The sequence below is a fragment of the Agrobacterium sp. 22117 genome (assembly GCF_052045735.1).
Taxonomy (GTDB): Bacteria; Pseudomonadota; Alphaproteobacteria; order Rhizobiales; family Rhizobiaceae; genus Agrobacterium; species Agrobacterium cavarae.
Genome location: NZ_JBQEPP010000006.1, coordinates 73,727 through 90,102, shown reverse-complemented (window position 1 = coordinate 90,102; position 16,376 = coordinate 73,727). Strand labels below are relative to the sequence as shown.

The 16,376-nt window shown below is 57.2% G+C and carries 13 protein-coding genes; 4 read left to right on the top strand and 9 right to left on the bottom strand.

Going from position 1 to position 16,376, the window contains the following annotated elements:
* Positions 1 to 33: 33 nt before the first annotated feature.
* The 4 genes from ACTJKV_RS17640 to ACTJKV_RS17625 are packed head-to-tail and all read left to right on the top strand — an operon-like array spanning position 34 to position 4,413.
* Entirely contained in the window at positions 34 to 948 is a 915-nt protein-coding gene (locus ACTJKV_RS17640) for an ABC transporter permease (RefSeq protein ID WP_112520292.1), read from the top strand.
* A gap of 12 nt (positions 949 to 960) precedes the next feature.
* Positions 961 to 1,884 (top strand): ABC transporter permease, encoded by a 924-nt coding sequence (locus ACTJKV_RS17635; protein WP_112520291.1) that lies wholly within the window; start codon positions 961 to 963, stop codon positions 1,882 to 1,884.
* On the top strand, positions 1,877 to 3,496 hold the full coding sequence (locus ACTJKV_RS17630) for an ABC transporter ATP-binding protein (RefSeq protein WP_112520290.1): 1,620 nt from the start codon (positions 1,877 to 1,879) through the stop codon (positions 3,494 to 3,496). The genes ACTJKV_RS17635 and ACTJKV_RS17630 overlap by 8 nt, the downstream gene beginning before the upstream one ends.
* A 26-nt stretch (positions 3,497 to 3,522) precedes the next feature.
* Complete coding sequence (locus ACTJKV_RS17625) at positions 3,523 to 4,413, top strand: dihydrodipicolinate synthase family protein (RefSeq protein WP_062442722.1); 891 nt, start codon at positions 3,523 to 3,525, stop codon at positions 4,411 to 4,413.
* A gap of 400 nt (positions 4,414 to 4,813) precedes the next feature.
* On the opposite strand, the gene kdgD is transcribed toward ACTJKV_RS17625, so the two are convergent.
* The 9 genes from kdgD to ACTJKV_RS17580 form a co-directional block, all read right to left on the bottom strand.
* Positions 4,814 to 5,719 carry a 5-dehydro-4-deoxyglucarate dehydratase gene (kdgD, locus tag ACTJKV_RS17620; protein WP_186330262.1) on the bottom strand — a complete coding sequence of 302 codons (906 nt, stop codon included), beginning with the start codon at positions 5,717 to 5,719 and terminating at the stop codon, positions 4,814 to 4,816.
* Between the two features lie 25 nt (positions 5,720 to 5,744).
* Positions 5,745 to 6,719 carry a mannonate dehydratase gene (locus ACTJKV_RS17615; RefSeq protein WP_112520288.1) on the bottom strand — a complete coding sequence of 325 codons (975 nt, stop codon included), beginning with the start codon at positions 6,717 to 6,719 and terminating at the stop codon, positions 5,745 to 5,747.
* A 96-nt stretch (positions 6,720 to 6,815) separates the two neighbouring features.
* On the bottom strand, positions 6,816 to 7,619 hold the full coding sequence (locus ACTJKV_RS17610) for an NAD-dependent epimerase/dehydratase family protein (protein ID WP_111849092.1): 804 nt from the start codon (positions 7,617 to 7,619) through the stop codon (positions 6,816 to 6,818).
* Positions 7,616 to 8,503, bottom strand: a complete 888-nt coding sequence (locus tag ACTJKV_RS17605) for an aldose epimerase family protein (RefSeq protein WP_111849094.1) — start codon at positions 8,501 to 8,503, stop codon at positions 7,616 to 7,618. Before ACTJKV_RS17605 ends, ACTJKV_RS17610 begins: the two co-directional genes overlap by 4 nt.
* Positions 8,490 to 9,677, bottom strand: a complete 1,188-nt coding sequence (locus ACTJKV_RS17600; RefSeq protein ID WP_062426897.1) for a galactarate dehydratase — start codon at positions 9,675 to 9,677, stop codon at positions 8,490 to 8,492. Before ACTJKV_RS17600 ends, ACTJKV_RS17605 begins: the two co-directional genes overlap by 14 nt.
* Positions 9,678 to 9,933: 256 nt before the next feature.
* A complete protein-coding gene (locus tag ACTJKV_RS17595) occupies positions 9,934 to 11,682 on the bottom strand; it encodes an ABC transporter ATP-binding protein (RefSeq protein WP_440599162.1) in 1,749 nt (582 codons plus the stop codon).
* A gap of 8 nt (positions 11,683 to 11,690) precedes the next feature.
* Positions 11,691 to 12,812, bottom strand: a complete 1,122-nt coding sequence (locus ACTJKV_RS17590) for an ABC transporter permease (RefSeq protein ID WP_062426899.1) — start codon at positions 12,810 to 12,812, stop codon at positions 11,691 to 11,693.
* Positions 12,813 to 12,822: 10 nt separating this feature from the next.
* Complete coding sequence (locus ACTJKV_RS17585; protein WP_062426900.1) at positions 12,823 to 13,809, bottom strand: ABC transporter permease; 987 nt, start codon at positions 13,807 to 13,809, stop codon at positions 12,823 to 12,825.
* A 185-nt stretch (positions 13,810 to 13,994) separates the two neighbouring features.
* Positions 13,995 to 15,944 (bottom strand): ABC transporter substrate-binding protein, encoded by a 1,950-nt coding sequence (locus tag ACTJKV_RS17580; RefSeq protein ID WP_112520287.1) that lies wholly within the window; start codon positions 15,942 to 15,944, stop codon positions 13,995 to 13,997.
* Positions 15,945 to 16,376: the final 432 nt, after the last annotated feature.

The following is a 16,376-nucleotide window of genomic DNA, read 5'->3' as shown; positions in this document are numbered from 1 at the left end:
TGACGTCGCCGCACAGGTTTCTCCGAGGATGCCATGCTGAGTTTCATTCGAAAACGGGCTGTTGCCAGTCTGATCTCGTTGATCGGACTGATCGTCATGGTCTTCTTCCTTTCCCGCCTGACGGGCGATCCCGCAGCGCTCTTCCTGCCGGTCGAAGCGTCTGCCGAGTTGAAGAACCAGTTTCGCGAATTGCATGGCCTAAACGATCCTCTGCTCGTTCAATTCGGTCGCTACGTCGGCGATGTGTTGACTGGCGACCTTGGGGATTCGCTGCGCAAGGCGCGGCCCGCGCTGGATGTCGTGCTTGAAGCTTTCGTCTGGACCTTGTGGCTTGCGGTCAGCACCATGACGCTCGTCACGGTCGCGGCGATTGTCGTTGGCTCCTTCGCCGCCTTCCGCGTCGGAGGGTTCTTCGACCGCTTTTCGTCCATCGTCTCGCTGATCGGCGCCTCGGTCCCGGATTTCTGGCTGGCGATCGTCGCGATCGTCGTCTTTGCCGTCAATCTCACATGGCTTCCAACGTCCGGTACCGGTTCGATCTGGCACTGGATACTGCCGATTGGCGTGCTTTTTGTTCGCCCCTTTGGCATTATCGTCCAGGTGGTGCGCGGTTCGATGATAACGGCGCTCTCTTCCGCCTATGTGAAGACGGCGCGCGCCAAGGGCGTCAAATCCGGTCCGATCATCTTCATCCATGCGCTGCGCAATGCGATGTTGCCGGTTATCACCGTGCTGGGCGATCAGGCTGCAAGCTTGCTCAACGGCGCGGTCATCATCGAAACCATCTTTGGTTTTCCCGGAGTCGGAAAGCTAATGATCGATTCCATCCTGCAACGCGACTTCAACGTCGTTTTGGCCGCCATTCTTGTGACGGCGGTCGCGATTTTCATCATGAACCTCCTGATCGATCTTGCTTATGCGTTTCTCGATCCGCGCATTCGGCATTAGGGAGGAATGACGATGACCGACATGACGACTGCCACGGATATCGCCCACGAGCCGCCCTTCTATCAGCGCATGTTCCGTATGCTCCTGGCGGACAAATTCGCTCTCGCTGCTGCCATCTTTCTCGTGTTTATCATCATTCTGGCCTTGATCGGTCCAAGCTGGCTTGGCGATGTCGCGACCAAGCAGAACTTGCGCGGTCGCAACGCCGCACCCTTCGACTTCGAAAAGGCATGGGTCTGGTGGATGGGCGCGGACGCGCTGGGCCGTCCGCTTCTCGCCCGCATCATCGTTGCTACTCAGAACACGTTGATGGTGGCGGCGGGTGCGGTCTTGATCTCATCGATCATCGGCACTGCCCTCGGCTTGATTGCAGGTTTTTCGTCTGCGCGCGTCAATCAGGTCATCATGCGGCTTGCAGATGTGATCATGTCCTTCCCGTCGCTTTTGATCGCCGTTATCGTCCTCTACATCTTGGGATCGTCGATCCTCAATCTAATGCTCGTTCTGGCGATAACTCGCATCCCTGTCTATCTCCGCACCACCCGCGCTGAGGTCCTTGAAATCCGCGAGCGCATGTTCGTGCAGGCGGCACGCGTGATGGGCGCGTCCAACAAGCGCATTCTCTTTCGCCATATTTTGCCGGTTGTGCTGCCAACATTGACGACGCTCGCCACGCTTGATTTTGCCTATGTGATGTTGGCCGAAAGCGCGCTCTCATTCCTCGGCATCGGCATTCAGCCTCCTGAAATTACCTGGGGTCTGATGATTAGCCAAGGACGGCAGTATCTGACCAATGCGTGGTGGCTGTCCTTCTGGCCGGGACTGGCGATCATTCTTACCACCATGTCGCTGAACCTCCTGTCCAACTGGCTGCGCATCGCGCTTGACCCTGTGCAGCGCTGGCGTCTGGAAATGAAGGGCCGCAAGAATGGCTGATCACCTGCTCGAAGTTCGCAACCTCTCGGTCGAGTTCCACACCGTAAACGGCGTGGTCAAGGCGGTGCGCGACATCTCCTACCATCTCGACCGCGGTGAAACACTTGCGATCCTTGGCGAGAGCGGTTCCGGCAAGTCCGTGTCATCATCTGCCGTCATGAACCTGATTGACATGCCGCCGGGTCGCATTACCTCCGGCCAGATCCTGCTGGATGGCGTGGATCTTCTGACCATGCCGCCTGCCCAACGGCGCGAGATCAATGGTCGCCGCATTGCGATGATCTTTCAGGATCCGCTGAGCCACTTGAACCCGGTTTATACGGTCGGCTGGCAAATCCGCGAAGCACTGACGACCCATGGCACTGATGATGCCAAGGCGAAGGCCGAGGCGCTCCGATTGCTTGGCCGTGTCGGCATTCCGAGCCCGGAAACGTCACTCGACAAATATCCCCACGAATTTTCCGGTGGCCAGCGCCAGCGCGTGATGATTGCCATGGCGCTCGCATTGCGCCCGGATCTTCTGATTGCCGACGAGCCGACGACGGCGCTCGATGTCACGGTTCAGGCCGAGGTTTTGGCTCTTCTCAAGGAGCTTCAACGGGAAACCGGCATGGCGGTGCTGATCATCACCCACGATCTGGGCGTGGTCGCCGAAATTGCGGACCGCGTGGTGGTGATGGAAAAAGGCGTGCTGGTGGAATCCGGGACGGTGCGCGATGTCTATAAGAACCCGCAGCACGCATACACGAAGAAGCTGATTGCCGCGGCACCTGGCAAGGGCGAAATGCACGCGCCGCTTTCAGGTGGCGAGCCTGTACTGAAGGTGCGCAATGTCCGCAAGACCTATGGAGCCTTCGAAGCGCTGAAGGGAGTTTCCTTCGATCTTATGGCTGGCGAAACCATGGCTGTCGTCGGCGAGAGCGGATCGGGAAAATCTACACTTGCGCGCATCCTGCTTAGGCTGGACGAGCCCGATTCTGGTCAAGCTTTCTGGAAGGGCAGGGACCTCTTCACTCTCTCAGCTGCTGAACTCTATAAGCTGCGTCGCGATCTACAGATGGTGTTTCAGGATCCGACGCAATCGCTGAACCCGCGAATGACGGTTTATCAACTGATCTCGGAGGCCTGGGTCATTCACCCTGACATCCTGCCAAAAGCGAAATGGCGCGAGAGGGTGGCGGAACTTCTGACTCAAGTGGGCCTTGGGCCCGAACATATGGGACGCTATCCGCATCAGTTTTCCGGCGGCCAGCGCCAACGCATCGCTATCGCACGGGCGCTCGCGCTCGAGCCGCAATTGATTATCTGCGACGAAGCGGTCTCAGCACTCGACGTATCGGTGCAGGCGCAGGTCATTGCGCTCTTGGACAAGCTGCGCAAGCAGATGGGGATTGCCTTCATTTTCATCGCCCACGATTTGCCAGTGGTGCGTGATTTCGCCGATCACGTCATGGTCATGCAAAAGGGTGAGGTGGTCGAAATCGGTACAGTGCGGCAGATTTTCGAGACGCCGCGGCAACCCTACACGCAGGCGCTGCTTGCCGCGGGCCTCGATCCAGACCCGGATGTCCAGACGGCCCAACGCGCTGCGCGCCTTGCTCGTGCATCCTGATTCATAATTCTGAGGAGTATCTCATCATGTCGAAAAAGGCCTTCGTCGCTCTCGTCACATGTTTCAACGAGGACGAGACCATCAATTTCGAGGCCACGCGCGCGCAGGTGCGCCGACAGGTCGAGGCTGGCAACAACATCATGTGTGCCGGCACCAATGGCGATTTCTCTGCGCTGACCTTCGACGAAAAGGTCAAGCTTGCCGAGGCCGTGGTCGATGAAGTCAATGGTCAGGTTGACGTAATCGTCAATGCAGGTATGCCGGCGACATTTGAGACGCTGAAGCTTGCACGCGAATTCGACCGCATTGGTGTCAATGCAATTGCTGTCATCACCCCCTTTTTCATTGCTTGCACGCAGGACGGACTAATCCGGCATTTTTCCACAGTTGCCGATGCGGTGAAGACGCCGATCTACCTCTATGACATTCCGGCCCGCACGCAGAACCACATCGAGCCTGAGACTGCACGGACGCTTTCGGCACATGGCAATATTGCGGGGATCAAGGACAGTGGCGGAGCAAAGGAGACGCTGGAAGCCTACCTCGCGGTCGCCCGCGACGTACCCGGTTTCGAAGTCTACTCCGGTCCCGATCATCTGGTGCTCTGGTCGCTACAAAATGGTGCAGCGGGCTGCATCTCTGGCTTGGGCAACGCCATTCCCCAGGTGCTGGCGGGCATTTTGAACGGCTTCAACACTGGCGATATTGCCAAGGCGGAGCGCCAGCAGGCTCTCTTCACCGCCTTTCGCACAGACCTTTATGCGCTTGGATTTGCGCCTGCCATGGTCAAGCGAGCGCTTTACGTCCAAGATGCGTCCGTAGGGGCCAGCCGTCAGCCTGCGCTTCTTCCCAATGCAGAACAAGATGCAGAAATCACCGCTATACTGAAGCGTTTCGACATTATCGCCGGCGCCTGATCGCCACCAACTCTGTGGTTCTCCTGCGTTTTAATGCTGATTTTTTACTATCGGGACCGACGAAGGACAATAGCGCTCCAGTTACTGGCGAACATAACGGGATTTTCGCGTCCGACGAATAGCCGCAGATAGCAACGCCGAGGAGACTAGCCACCTGCCTCGCGCCACGGAGCACGCGCGGGGGCCAGGGAGGGCATGACGGCGTCAAACCCCGAAAAAATCCAGCTCCGGCTGGCCCAAAATCGGGTAGCACTTCACAACGCAATGGGCCGTTTCGATCTAGTGGGCCGCTACGTCAACCTCGAAATCGAAATCGAAATCGAAATCGAAATCGAAGTCGCAGACGGGATCCATTCTCTTCATTGCAAACTTGACTGTGTGCTTCTCAGCAGCAGAACAATCAAGCCGCTGCCTTGACGATCTGTTTGAGGAGCGCGAATTCTTCTGCTGTCAGGTCGGTCAGTGGGGGCCTCACCGGTCCGCACTTGCGTCCACGTGCCTGTAGACCTGCTTTAATAATCGATACGGCGTAGCCTTTCTTTCGGTTGCGCAGTTTGGTCAGCGGAAAGAAGAAATCCTTCAATATCTGATTGGTGATGTCGGTTTCGCCGGCACGTAGCGCGCTGTAGAAACGCTGAGCGAGCTCCGGCACGAAGTTGAAGACGGCAGAGGAGTAGGTTGTTACGCCGGCTGCGAAATATGCCGTAGCGTAAAGTTCGTGCGTTGGCATTCCGCCGATGTAAGTCAGCCGATCGCCGAGCATCGTCGTGATCTCGATTACCCGGTCGACTTCGCCATAGCCATCTTTGAAACCGATCAGATTTGGGCAGATATCACAAAGTCGCGCGATGCTTTCCGCTGATAGCACGATGTTGTCTCGATTGTAGACGACGACCCCAACGCCAACTGCGTCGCAGACGGCCTTAACGTGAGCGACGAGACCGTCCTGTTCGCAGAGCATTAGGTAAGGGGGCAAAAGCAGGACGCCGTCAGCACCAGCTGCCTCCGCAGCCTTTGCCATGTCCACGGCCATGGCAGTTCCGTAGGCCGCACCACCGACGATCGGGGTATTCACGGACGTGGCCTTGGCGACCTTTGTGACATAGGCCGCCTCCAACGGCGTTAGGGAGAACAGCTCGCCGGTACCACCAGGAGCAAACAATACTGCTGCGCCGAAGCCGTCAAGCCAGGCGATGTGCTCTCGATAGGCGTCCTCGTCGAAGGAGAAATCGGTATTGAATGTTGTCACGGGAAAAGAGAGCAGTCCGCTGCCCAGAGCCGTCTTGAGTTCGTTCGGGTCCATAATATTATCCTGATTGTAGATGTTGGGGTCAGTAGGTCTCTAGTGCCTGAAGCAGGGCTGTGGTGTAGCCGTAGCAAAAGGCGAAGGCGACGCCCTGGGGGTCGCGACCGCTGATCGTTGGGACATGGTCCGGCATAATCATGTACTGATAGCCGACCTCCTTGTAGACGCGTAGCGAGCGTGCCATGTCCATGTCGCCCTCGTCTGGGAAAGTCTCCATGAAAGAAAGCTTGCGACCGCGGATGTTGCGGAAATGCAGATTGAAGATTTTCTCGCGCTCGCCGAACCAGCGTATGACGTCTTCGATTTCTTCGCGTGGATTATCCAGCATCTCACCCACTGTGCCTTGGCAGAAATTCAGGCCGTGATACGGACTTTCGCGCATGGTCACGAACTTTTTCAGTCCATCAACAGTACCAAGGACGCGCGTGACTCCTTTGTAGCCTGGCGGGGTATAGGGATCGTGCGGATGGCAGGCAAGGCGGATCCTGTTGGCTTCGGCAACGGGAACTACGCGCTCGAGAAAATAATCGATGCGCTCCCAGTTCTCGTCCTCTGATAAGGCTCCCGCCAGACCGGGCGCTGCGTTCTGATCAATCTTGTTCCAGCGAAACGACGCGTTCATCGATCCCCCTCGACCGGCCTCGTCTGGCGTGCGAGGAATACCGATAAGGTTGAGATTGTACTTGGCGGCGGGGACGCCGACGGCTGCGAGGTCTTCAATCAGGGTGCAAATCGCATCGATTTGCCGATCGCGATTGGGCCCCGCAAGCAGGATGTCCGGATAGGTGGCTGTCTCGATCGGGCTGGATGGGAGCGGAAGCTGGATCATGTCCAGTTCAAGGCCAAAGCTTTCGACCTTATCGCGCAGCCGCGTCAGATCGTCCCTATTCCATGCGCCCAGCGGACCATCAGGGTCCGCGCAAATGTGCTTGACGCCTAGCTGTGCCCACATGCGGTAGTCATCATCGTCGCGCGCGGCGAGCTGTGTTCCTACATACATACCGTTCCTCCTCAATTGGGTGGCTGGCTGCAAGCCGCTAAGAACCTATTTTTGAGAACTTAGTGGGTGCCGGCCTCGGATTGTCATTCTTCTTTCTCAGACTGGCGGCTTATTGGTAATGATCGGGAGTTCGGTGAAGCGACCACCTTGTCTGGTGACCAGTGGATCATTTGCCGATGGAATTCCTTCAGCCTCGATCGTTTCGCGCCAGTTTTCGGCAGAATCTCGTGGCTGCCAGCCCAACCAGGCGGCGTTTGAATTGTCCCACCAGCTAGCAGGATTTGATGAAACACCCCAGATGACGGGGCAGCCGAGCACTGGGACAGTGAAGACGCGTTCGGTAAGGGTGGCGAAATCCTCGTAGGATAGCCAACTGGATAGCATCCGATAATCGACCGGTTCTTTCGTGCAAGAGCCGATACGAACCGATGCTGTTTCCTGACCGAACTTGTCGAAATACATGCGAGCCAGCAACTCGCCATAACCTTTTGACACGCCATAGAGCCCGTCTGGCCTAAGCGGCTCATCCGCTCCCAGCCTCTGCGTTTGCGGATAAAAGCCGACCGTGTGGTTCGAAGAGGCAAAGAGAATGCGCGGATGTCCATGTGCCCGGGCGGCCTCGTAGAGATTATACATCCCAATAATGTTGGCGTGGAGTATCTCATCGAAGGGCCGTTCCACGGAAATTCCGCCCAGATGGAGAATGCCGTCGCAATCTGCGACCATGGCGTTTACGGCTGCTGCATCCGCTAGGTCGCACTGAATGCATTCTTCGCGGTCGTGCTCAGGCGTCAAGGTAACGATATCGGCCAGGCGAATCGCGTCTGCAAGACCGGACAGGCGTTTGCGCATAACTCGGCCGATTGCACCAGCCCCGCCTGTGATCAGAAGACGTTTCATGAGGGCTCTCCGTGTTTGATAGAGGTGATGGACATTCTGATGCGGCCGGACAGATGCTCGCCTTGTCCGAGCACGGCGAAGCCTGATGCTTGTCTTTCGCTCTCTGGCAATCTTAGTACGCCAGCGGCTGCAGAAACCGGCTCAAGGCAGAGGTAGCGCTCAGTTCGATGGACGGCGATGTGACCGAAAATCGGGTCGGCAGAGATCACTAATTTGGCTTCGTCACGCAGCAACTCCGCCCTCTTCCAGTTGCAAAAGTGCAGCGTATAGCCGGACGAGGCCGGGATCGTCGCATAGTCATGGTGAACCGGAACAGAGCTGATCGGCATGTTCAATCGATCGAGCACGTAGGCGGCAGTCGCGTCGGTATATGCCTTATTGTCAAGACTAGCCTGGATATAAGGATGCCATCCGATAACCGCCGGAGCAGGATGATCTGCGCGGTTCAGAAGCTTCAGCTTTAAGGATAATCCTTGATCGTCTAGAGTAAACGTCTGCCACGCGGTGAAAGAAAACGGCCATTCATCATCGGTCCGGTAATCAAGCCTGAGCGTCACACGATCACTCGCTTGCTCCTCGATACGCCATCCGCGCCGATGGGCGGGGCCATGCATGGCATCGCCTGCGAGCGCCGGGTGAGGGACGACGGTGTAATCTCTTCCAAGATGAGAGAAGGCTGCGCCAGCCACTCTGTTGTGATAGGGAAACAGAGGATAAGCTCCAGCCTTCGGCCAGGTCCATGGATCGAACTCCGTCTCATGCGTTGGAACAAGAATATCGCCGAGTTCAGCATGGACAAGATGCGTCAAACGACCGCCCCATCCAGGAGCAAAGCGGGCCAACAGAGGCCCACTGGCGATTTCGACCATATCAGGCAAAGGCATAGGATCCATCCGGACGCTTGGGAACGCGCCGCTGCCAGTGGATGTAGCCGTCTTCTTGCATAGCCTGTTCATCCATTTCGACGCCCCAGCCCGGCCGGTCGGGGCGGAGTTCGAGATATCCGTCCTTTGGCAGGTACGGATCGATGACATAGCGTGTCGTCTCCTCCTGCTTGTGAACCTCGGTCCCGCCGTAGATGTATCCTTGTCCCTTCGGAAGACGATATTCGAGGATCTTGAAGTTCTGCTGGGCAGCTGAGAAATGCACGTTAACGGCGGTTGCGAGCGGTCCCATGGGGTTATGAGGGGCAATACCGACGAAATGGGCCTCCGCCAAAGTGGCAATACGGCGCATCTCCGAAATACCTCCCACCACGCAGATATCGGGCTGGATCAGATCGGCGCCCTTGACCTGCAAAAGGCGAAGGAACTCGTTGCGATTGTAAAGGCTTTCGCCAGTGGCCAGAGTGCAGTTCAGCCCCTGTTTCAGATCGCCATACATCTCGATGTTTTCGGGACGTAGCGGCTCCTCGTAGAAAAGAGGATCGTATGGTGCCAACGCGTTTCCTAGCTGACGTGCTGCTGCGGGCTCGAAAATCTTCGCATGCGCGTCGAAGGCGATTTCGTAGTCGGAACTGACGTTTTCGCGCAGCGAGCGGAAATACTCGGCGGAACTGCGCACGACCTCGCCCCAGCGGTGGCTGTGCATGTCAATCCGCCATGGGCTAAGCTTGAATGCGGTAAACCCCCACTCGGCGTTCAGCCTGTCGAGTTCTTCCTTGGCTGCCGGGACATCCGGTGCCGTATAAACGCCGGCATAGACCTTGATCCGGTCACGGACTTCGCCACCAAGTAGCTTGTAGACTGGCACACCCGCGGCCTTGGCCGCGAGATCCCAAAGGCAGTGATCGAGGCCCGAAATGGCAGACAGACCAAGCGCGCCGGGCGGGAACCGGTTTTGCTGCAGCATGAGATTATAGAGATACTCTACCCGCGTCGGGTCCTGACCGGCAATGAAGCCGTAGAGATAATCGAGGATGGGTGGCAAGGCGAGATCAGGTCCGTGGTTGTAGCACTCGCCCCAGCCAGTCAGGCCATCATCTGTATCGAGTGCAACAATGACACGGGGCCTATCCTTGTCGCGGGTGACGTACACCCGCATCCGATCAATTTTCATTTTCGTCTCGTCCTTAAGCTTTGAAATATTCAATCCATGCAATGCGCGTCTGCATGTCGAGCCTTGCCGCAGGTTCCGGTATTGGAGGATTTGGCGCTTTTCTGCGTGGGGATGGGAGGGAGGTCTTCACTTGATGAGGAGCCAATTGCACCTGCCCTCATTGCAGTTGTTAATACGGCCGGCCACCCGCCCGATATCAATTTTGAGCAGGCGATTTGCAGGGCGTGCACGGCAGCGGTACGATTGGCCTCAATTTTCATCGTTGCACGCTCCCATTCTTGGTTGCGGCGAGGGGAGGGACGATGTGCACCGCAGGCTCTGTGTACCGGAACCGCCGCGAACGATCGCGGTCTCTCGGATCGGGACGTGGGATGGCCGAAAGCAGTGCCTGCGTGTATTGGTGATCGGGCGCGCTGCAGATCTTCTCAGCGTCGCCGACTTCCACGAGCCTGCCACGATACATGACGCCGACCCGGTCGCACATGTAGCGAATGACGCCGATATCATGACTGATGAAGATGTAAGCGAGACCGAGCTCGTCCTGGATACGCATCAAAAGATCGAGGACTTGGAAACGCACCGACACGTCGAGCGCAGAAGTGGCTTCATCGGCGACGATGATGCGCGGTTTGAGCGTGATGGCACGGGCGATGCCAATGCGCTGGCGTTGCCCGCCGGAAAAGGCGTGCGGGTAGCGCTCGCGACCGTTTGGATCGAGCCCGACCTGCTCCATCAGCGTACAGACCCGTTCGTCCAGCTCGCGGCCTTTAGCTATCCCGTTGACGAGGAGCGGTTCGCCGATGATCTGAGCAACTGTCATGCGGGGGTTGAGAGACCCGAAAGGATCCTGGAACACCATGCGCAGCTCCCGGCGCGCGGCCTGCAGCTCTTCGCCTTCGATCTTTGCGAGATCGATAATGCGACCGTCTGCCTTCCGATAGAGCATCTCGCCGGACGTCGGGTCGTAGAGCCTCATGATGGAGCGCCCCATCGTCGTCTTGCCAGAGCCACTTTCTCCAACGATGCCAAGCGTCTCGCCAGGCAGCAGTTTGATCGACACACCGTCCAGGGCCTTCATCGCGCCGAAGTGCATCGTCAGATCGCGTATTTCGAGAAGCGGTGGCGCGGTCGTATCGAGGGGCGGGCGCTTCAGCCGTATTTCCGCCTTCTGCTCGAGCTTTAGCACCGAACCGATCAGCATTTTGGTATAGGGATCGCGCGCCTCGTGGAAGATCTGCTCTACCGGACCGTATTCCTTGACGACACCGTGATGCATTACGAGGACATCATCGGCGATCTGCGCCACTACGCCCATGTCATGGGTAATGAACAGCACCGCCATACCGTTCGCCTTTTGTAGCCGAGCGATGAGATCGAGGATTTCGGCTTGGGTCGTCACGTCGAGAGCAGTCGTTGGCTCGTCGGCGATCAGGAGGTGCGGTTTGCAGGCGAGTGCCATCGCAATCATAGCTCGCTGGCGCATACCGCCTGAATACTGGAAAGCGTATTTGTCGATGGCCGTCTCGGGGTTTGGAATTTCAACTTGCCGCAGCAGTGAGATTGCTTCGGCGCGCGCTTCCGCCTTACTCATCTTCAGGTGCAGCCGTAGCGCTTCCATGATCTGGTCGCCGACCGTGTGAACCGGCGAAAGTGAAGACATCGGCTCTTGAAAGATCATAGCTATATCCGCTCCGCGCACGGAGCGGATCGCTTTGCCACGCGGATCAAGCTTGGCAAGATCGACAACTGAACCATCGGCGCGGCTAAGAAGAACAGATCCTGATGCGATATGACCGGGAGCATCTACGATCTGGAGGATGGAGCGCGCCGTCACCGACTTGCCGGAGCCGCTCTCTCCCACGACGCAGAGCGTCTTGCCCGGTTCAATCGAAAAGGAAATATCATTGACGGCTTTGAAGACGCCGGTTCGGAGAGGAAACTCTGTGACGAGATTCCTGACGTCGAGGAGCGGTTTGCGCGGCGCGATGTTCGGGATGTCTGTCATCGGTGATCTCACTTGTTGTACGGGTCGGCGGCGTCGCGTAGGCCGTCACCCAGAAGGTTGAGCGCCATCACCGCGATGACGACAGCCACACCAGGAAGGAAGAGCCATGGGGCTGTCGCGATAGAGCGGATGTTCTGCGCTTCACGCAGCAGGACGCCCCAGGATATCGTCGGCGGCTGCAGGCCGAGGCCAAGGAAGGACAGCGAGGTTTCCGCAAGGATCATCGCCGGTACGGCAAGTGTCACCGAAGCGATGATATGGCTGGAGAAACTTGGGAGCATATGGCGAAAAATTATGCGCCGTTCTGGCACGCCATCCAAACGCGCGGCAGCAACGAATTCTTCCGTTCTAAGGGAGAGGAAGCGACCGCGCACCACGCGAGCAAGCTGTGCCCAACCGGTAAGCGACAGGATGACGGTGATCATCATGTACTGCATCGTCGCCGGCCAGTTCTGCGGAAGGGCCGCAGCAAGCGCCAGCCAGATCGGGATCGTCGGCAGCGACAGCACGAAGTCGATGACGCGCTGCATGACGAAGTCGATGCGTCCACCGTAATAGCCCGAAATGCCGCCGAGGACGACGCCGAGCAAAAGCGACAGAGCGACACCGACAAGTCCGATCGACAACGAAACCTGCGCGCCTTGGACAACTCGGCTAAACACATCGCGTCCCAGACGATCAGCGCCAAAGATGAAAAGCGGCCGGCTCTTGTCGGTGGAGGCTAGCAGATGAATGTTGGAGGAGAACAGTCCCAGCACGTTGTATTCATAACCGCGGCCGAAAAATTGCAATGGCACCTTCTTTGTGGTGTCTTCCGTGAAAATGGCTGCAAGAGTGTTGGGATCACGGGTCAGCTTCATCGGGTAGTAATAGGGTCCCATCTCAAAGCCGTTCGACGTATCAAAAAGATGAACGCGCTGAGGCGGATGGAACGTTGCACGAGCGTTTTGCAGGACAGGATCGTTGACCGCGAAGAAGCCCGGCACGAGGGCCACCGTGTACATCGCGAGGGTTATGAAGAGTGAAGCCATGGCGAGCTTGTGGCGCTTGAAGGCCCACCAGATCAGCTGCCATTGCGAGGCGACGGCGGCGCGATCGGGGCGACCAGCGGTGATAGCGATATCAGTCATGGGCGCGCTCCTATTCGAGACGGATTCGGGGGTCGACGAGGGCCAGTAGAATGTCGCTGATCAGGGAGCCGATAAGCGTCAGTGCGCAGATCAGAAGGACAAAGGCACCGGCGAGATACATGTCCTGCGCCATCAGCGACTGAAGCAGCAAAGGCGCAGCTGTCGGAAGGTTCAAAACGATCGCGACGACAACGGAACCGGAAATCAGGTTTGGCAAAAGCCATGCGATAGTAGAGATGAACGGGTTAAGCGCGATACGAAGGGGGTACTTCGTCAGCAGACGAAACTCCGATAGACCCTTGGCACGTGCGGTCGTGACATAGGGTTTGGGCAGTTCGTCCAGCATGTTAGCCCGCATGACGCGGATGAGGCTTGCTGTCGAGGAAACCGCAAGAATGATAACCGGCAGCCAGATATGCTGCATCAGGTCTATCATCTTGCCGATGCTCCAAGGAGCGGCCTGATATTCGTGCGAGAACAAGCCGCCGACATCCTGCCCGAACTCCACGGCCGCGACATACATCAGCACGAGCGCCAGTAGGAAAGAGGGTATTGAGAGACCGAAGAAGCTGAATGCGGTGAAGAAATAGTCCCCAATCGAGTACTTCTTGACCGCAGAATAGACGCCTATGGGAAGCGCAATCGCCCAAGTGGCCAGAAGGCTAGCAATGGCGAGCACGAGGGTCAGTGCCATGCGCTCCCAGATCAGACCGGATACCGGCTGTTGCCATTCGAAGGAGATGCCGAAATCGCCCCGCGTGACGATTCCCCACACCCACTTTAGATATTGAATGATCATCGGCTGATCGAGACCGAAACGTTCGCGGAGCAGCGCGGCGGTATTCTGATCGACCACCTCATTGGAGGAAGCGAGCGTTGCGACGTAGGTCGTGACATAGTCGCCCGGCGGCAGCTGTATCAAGACGAAAGCGAGGAAGCTGACCGCAAAGAGCGATGGGATCATCCATAAAAGGCGTTTAACGATGAAGGCTAGCATAAGTCTCTCGCAAGCAAGGCCATGGCTGACGTTTTCCGACCGATTGATCTTCATCGGAAGGACGGCGGGTGGCGGATCAAAGGGGTGCCGCATTTTGAAGATGCGGCACCGTCCATCGTTCGCGTGAAGCGGTTGCGACCTTTCAGATCAGCGTCTCGCGCTTAATAGGCTTGGTTGGCCGTGCCTTAGCTGGTGAAGAAGAATTGCTGGGGCAGGGCGGGACCTGGATTTGGCCACGTCCAGCTGTCGGGTTCCGTTTCAGGAACGTTGCGCAGATTGTTGCGAATGATCCCGAAACCGCCGACAGCCAGGCAGACACCGATCGTCTCGAACTCGTCTGCCGCAATATCGAAGATTTCTTTCATCTTCTCGCCACGCTTTTGCAGGTCGGCGGTCGAGCGGGCCTCGTCGAAAAGCTTGAAACGCTTCTTCTGGCTTTCAGGTGGTTCCTGGCCCTTCTGCCCGTTCGATGTGTACCACTGTGCCCACGGTATGGCGTAGCGCGAACCCTGCGGATGGAAGGCGAAGAAGTCACGCGGATCGAGCATCGGGTCGAGACCGCCTGGGCCGGGCCAAACGGCCGCATCATGGGCGTTGTCGTCTCCACGTGTATAGTAGAGCGCGCGTTCGATGGTGTTCACCTTAATGTCCACACCGATCTGGGCCCACTGAGCCTTTACCAGTTCAAGCGCATCGACAAGATCCGGATAGAGGGTCGGGATCACATCGATTGCGAAGAATATAGGCTGACCGTCAGGACGAAGCCTAATGCCGTTGTCGTTCTTCTTGTCGTAGCCAGCCTTGTCCAGCATGGCATTGGCCTTGTCTTGGTCGTACTCGGTAAGCTGGCGTGCAAGCTTCTCGTGGTACCAAGGATGAGTAGGGCGGGGTCCTGTCTGGTATCCCTCGCTCTGACCGAAATAGACGATATCGATGATTTCCTGGCGATTGAGCCCAAAGGAAAGCGCTTGGCGGAAGGACTTGTCGGCGAACATCGTCCGCATAGCCGGATCTTTGTGAGTGATGTTAAGATAGATCTGGCACTGCTGCGCCGCAGAGGGCACAAGCGTCATCAAACGGTAGTCGCCCTTTTTCGCGTTTTCGGACAGAGTGGGCTTATTGGCCAGCGTGCTGATATGGCGTTCCTGAATGTCGATCTTGCCGGAGATGACGTTCAACATCAGGGATTCGACGTCCTGGGAAATGCCGAAATTGATCTCATCCACGTAGGGCAACTGGTTTCCTTCGGTGTCTACTTGCCAGAAGTAGGGGTTACGCGTCATCACGACACGCGTTGCGCCGCCGGAGTAGGGCTCCTTCACGACCCATGGATCGAGAGTAGGCTTGTCCACATTCGACCATCGGGACGGAATTTCGATATCACCGCATTTGCTGCGGAAGAACTCGGTCCAACTTGCTGCACCTGCCGCCTTCGCTTCGGCTTCGATGCTGGTGTTGTATTTTGGGAGGAACTTGCTGCAGTAGTGCTTTGCAAATAAGGTTGGATGCTGACCCAAAGGCGTTGCCAGGTTTTCGAGGTAGAGCGCATTCGGCGCCGCAAATTTGAATTTGACGGTGTAGTCGTCGACTTTGGCAACATCCACAGCCTTTCCACCAATTGAGACCTGGGCCGGAGTAGATCCGTAAAGCTCCTTGTTCTTCACCACGTCTTCGATTGCAAAGACCACGTCATCGGCGGTGAAGGGGTAACCGTCGGACCACTTGGTCCCCTTACGCAGATAGAAGGTGAATTCCGACGCGTCGGCGTTGATCTCCCATTTTTCTGCCAGGTTTGGCAGTACCTCGGTGAATTCGAGGTTCCAGCGTACCAAACCCTGGTTGCCCACCATGCGCAGGATGCCATTATGGTCGGAGGAGCCGCGGATACCGCGTCGCAAGGTGCCACCGTAGGTACCGATTTTCTCATGCGGAGTGACGACTAGAGGGTTTTCGGGTAGTCGATCTTTCAGCGCAGGCAGCTTTCCATCCTTTACCAAGGCTGCAAGCTGTGGCGCTTCTCCACTACTTGCCGCCTTGGCAACGCCGCCGGCAACTGAGAGGGCCACGGCCCCGCCCACACCTGCCAAAAACGTACGGCGCGTCACGCCCAGCGAAAGTCCTTGCTTCTCGCGCATTCCGAAATCCCTCCCAAAGATGATACCCGGCGCCACGCTAGGCGGTTTGCCGGCCACGGCCTCCCCGACCGTTCTCCGATCTCCTCATCGGATAAGGGCACCATAATCAGATTTCAGATGATTACAAGTATTGACAGATTATTACAGATTTTTTATGTGTTCCTAAAGTTTCGGAAAGCTTCAGGCTGTCAAAGCGGAGGATTGACACCTACTTCAACAAAGAGGCGTGGGGAGGCAATTTTCCCACCCTAATTCCTCGCGCTCATCCTGTTTGAGCGTGGAAAGCCGAAGGTCAGAGGCACTGGTTGTACAATCGCTACTACCCAAAAGGTGGTGGGAGGATGCAGTCGAGCAGGCGGTGCTTGAGGTCTTCGTTGAGAAAGGACTCGCGTGCCGTAGTGTTTTCGGTCTCTATCCGGAAGTGTAGGGAGA

What these genes read in the sequence shown, in the direction of transcription:
- ACTJKV_RS17640 (WP_112520292.1), top strand. Translation starts at nt 34, where the DNA reads ATGCTGAGTTTCATTCGAAAACGGGCTGTTGCCAGTCTGATCTCGTTG.
- ACTJKV_RS17635 (WP_112520291.1), top strand. Translation starts at nt 961, where the DNA reads ATGACCGACATGACGACTGCCACGGATATCGCCCACGAGCCGCCCTTC.
- ACTJKV_RS17630 (WP_112520290.1), top strand. Translation starts at nt 1,877, where the DNA reads ATGGCTGATCACCTGCTCGAAGTTCGCAACCTCTCGGTCGAGTTCCAC.
- ACTJKV_RS17625 (WP_062442722.1), top strand. Translation starts at nt 3,523, where the DNA reads ATGTCGAAAAAGGCCTTCGTCGCTCTCGTCACATGTTTCAACGAGGAC.
- ACTJKV_RS17615 (WP_112520288.1), bottom strand. Translation starts at nt 6,719, where the DNA reads ATGTATGTAGGAACACAGCTCGCCGCGCGCGACGATGATGACTACCGC.
- ACTJKV_RS17610 (WP_111849092.1), bottom strand. Translation starts at nt 7,619, where the DNA reads ATGAAACGTCTTCTGATCACAGGCGGGGCTGGTGCAATCGGCCGAGTT.
- ACTJKV_RS17605 (WP_111849094.1), bottom strand. Translation starts at nt 8,503, where the DNA reads ATGCCTTTGCCTGATATGGTCGAAATCGCCAGTGGGCCTCTGTTGGCC.
- ACTJKV_RS17600 (WP_062426897.1), bottom strand. Translation starts at nt 9,677, where the DNA reads ATGAAAATTGATCGGATGCGGGTGTACGTCACCCGCGACAAGGATAGG.
- ACTJKV_RS17595 (WP_440599162.1), bottom strand. Translation starts at nt 11,682, where the DNA reads ATGACAGACATCCCGAACATCGCGCCGCGCAAACCGCTCCTCGACGTC.
- ACTJKV_RS17590 (WP_062426899.1), bottom strand. Translation starts at nt 12,812, where the DNA reads ATGACTGATATCGCTATCACCGCTGGTCGCCCCGATCGCGCCGCCGTC.
- ACTJKV_RS17585 (WP_062426900.1), bottom strand. Translation starts at nt 13,809, where the DNA reads ATGCTAGCCTTCATCGTTAAACGCCTTTTATGGATGATCCCATCGCTC.
- ACTJKV_RS17580 (WP_112520287.1), bottom strand. Translation starts at nt 15,944, where the DNA reads ATGCGCGAGAAGCAAGGACTTTCGCTGGGCGTGACGCGCCGTACGTTT.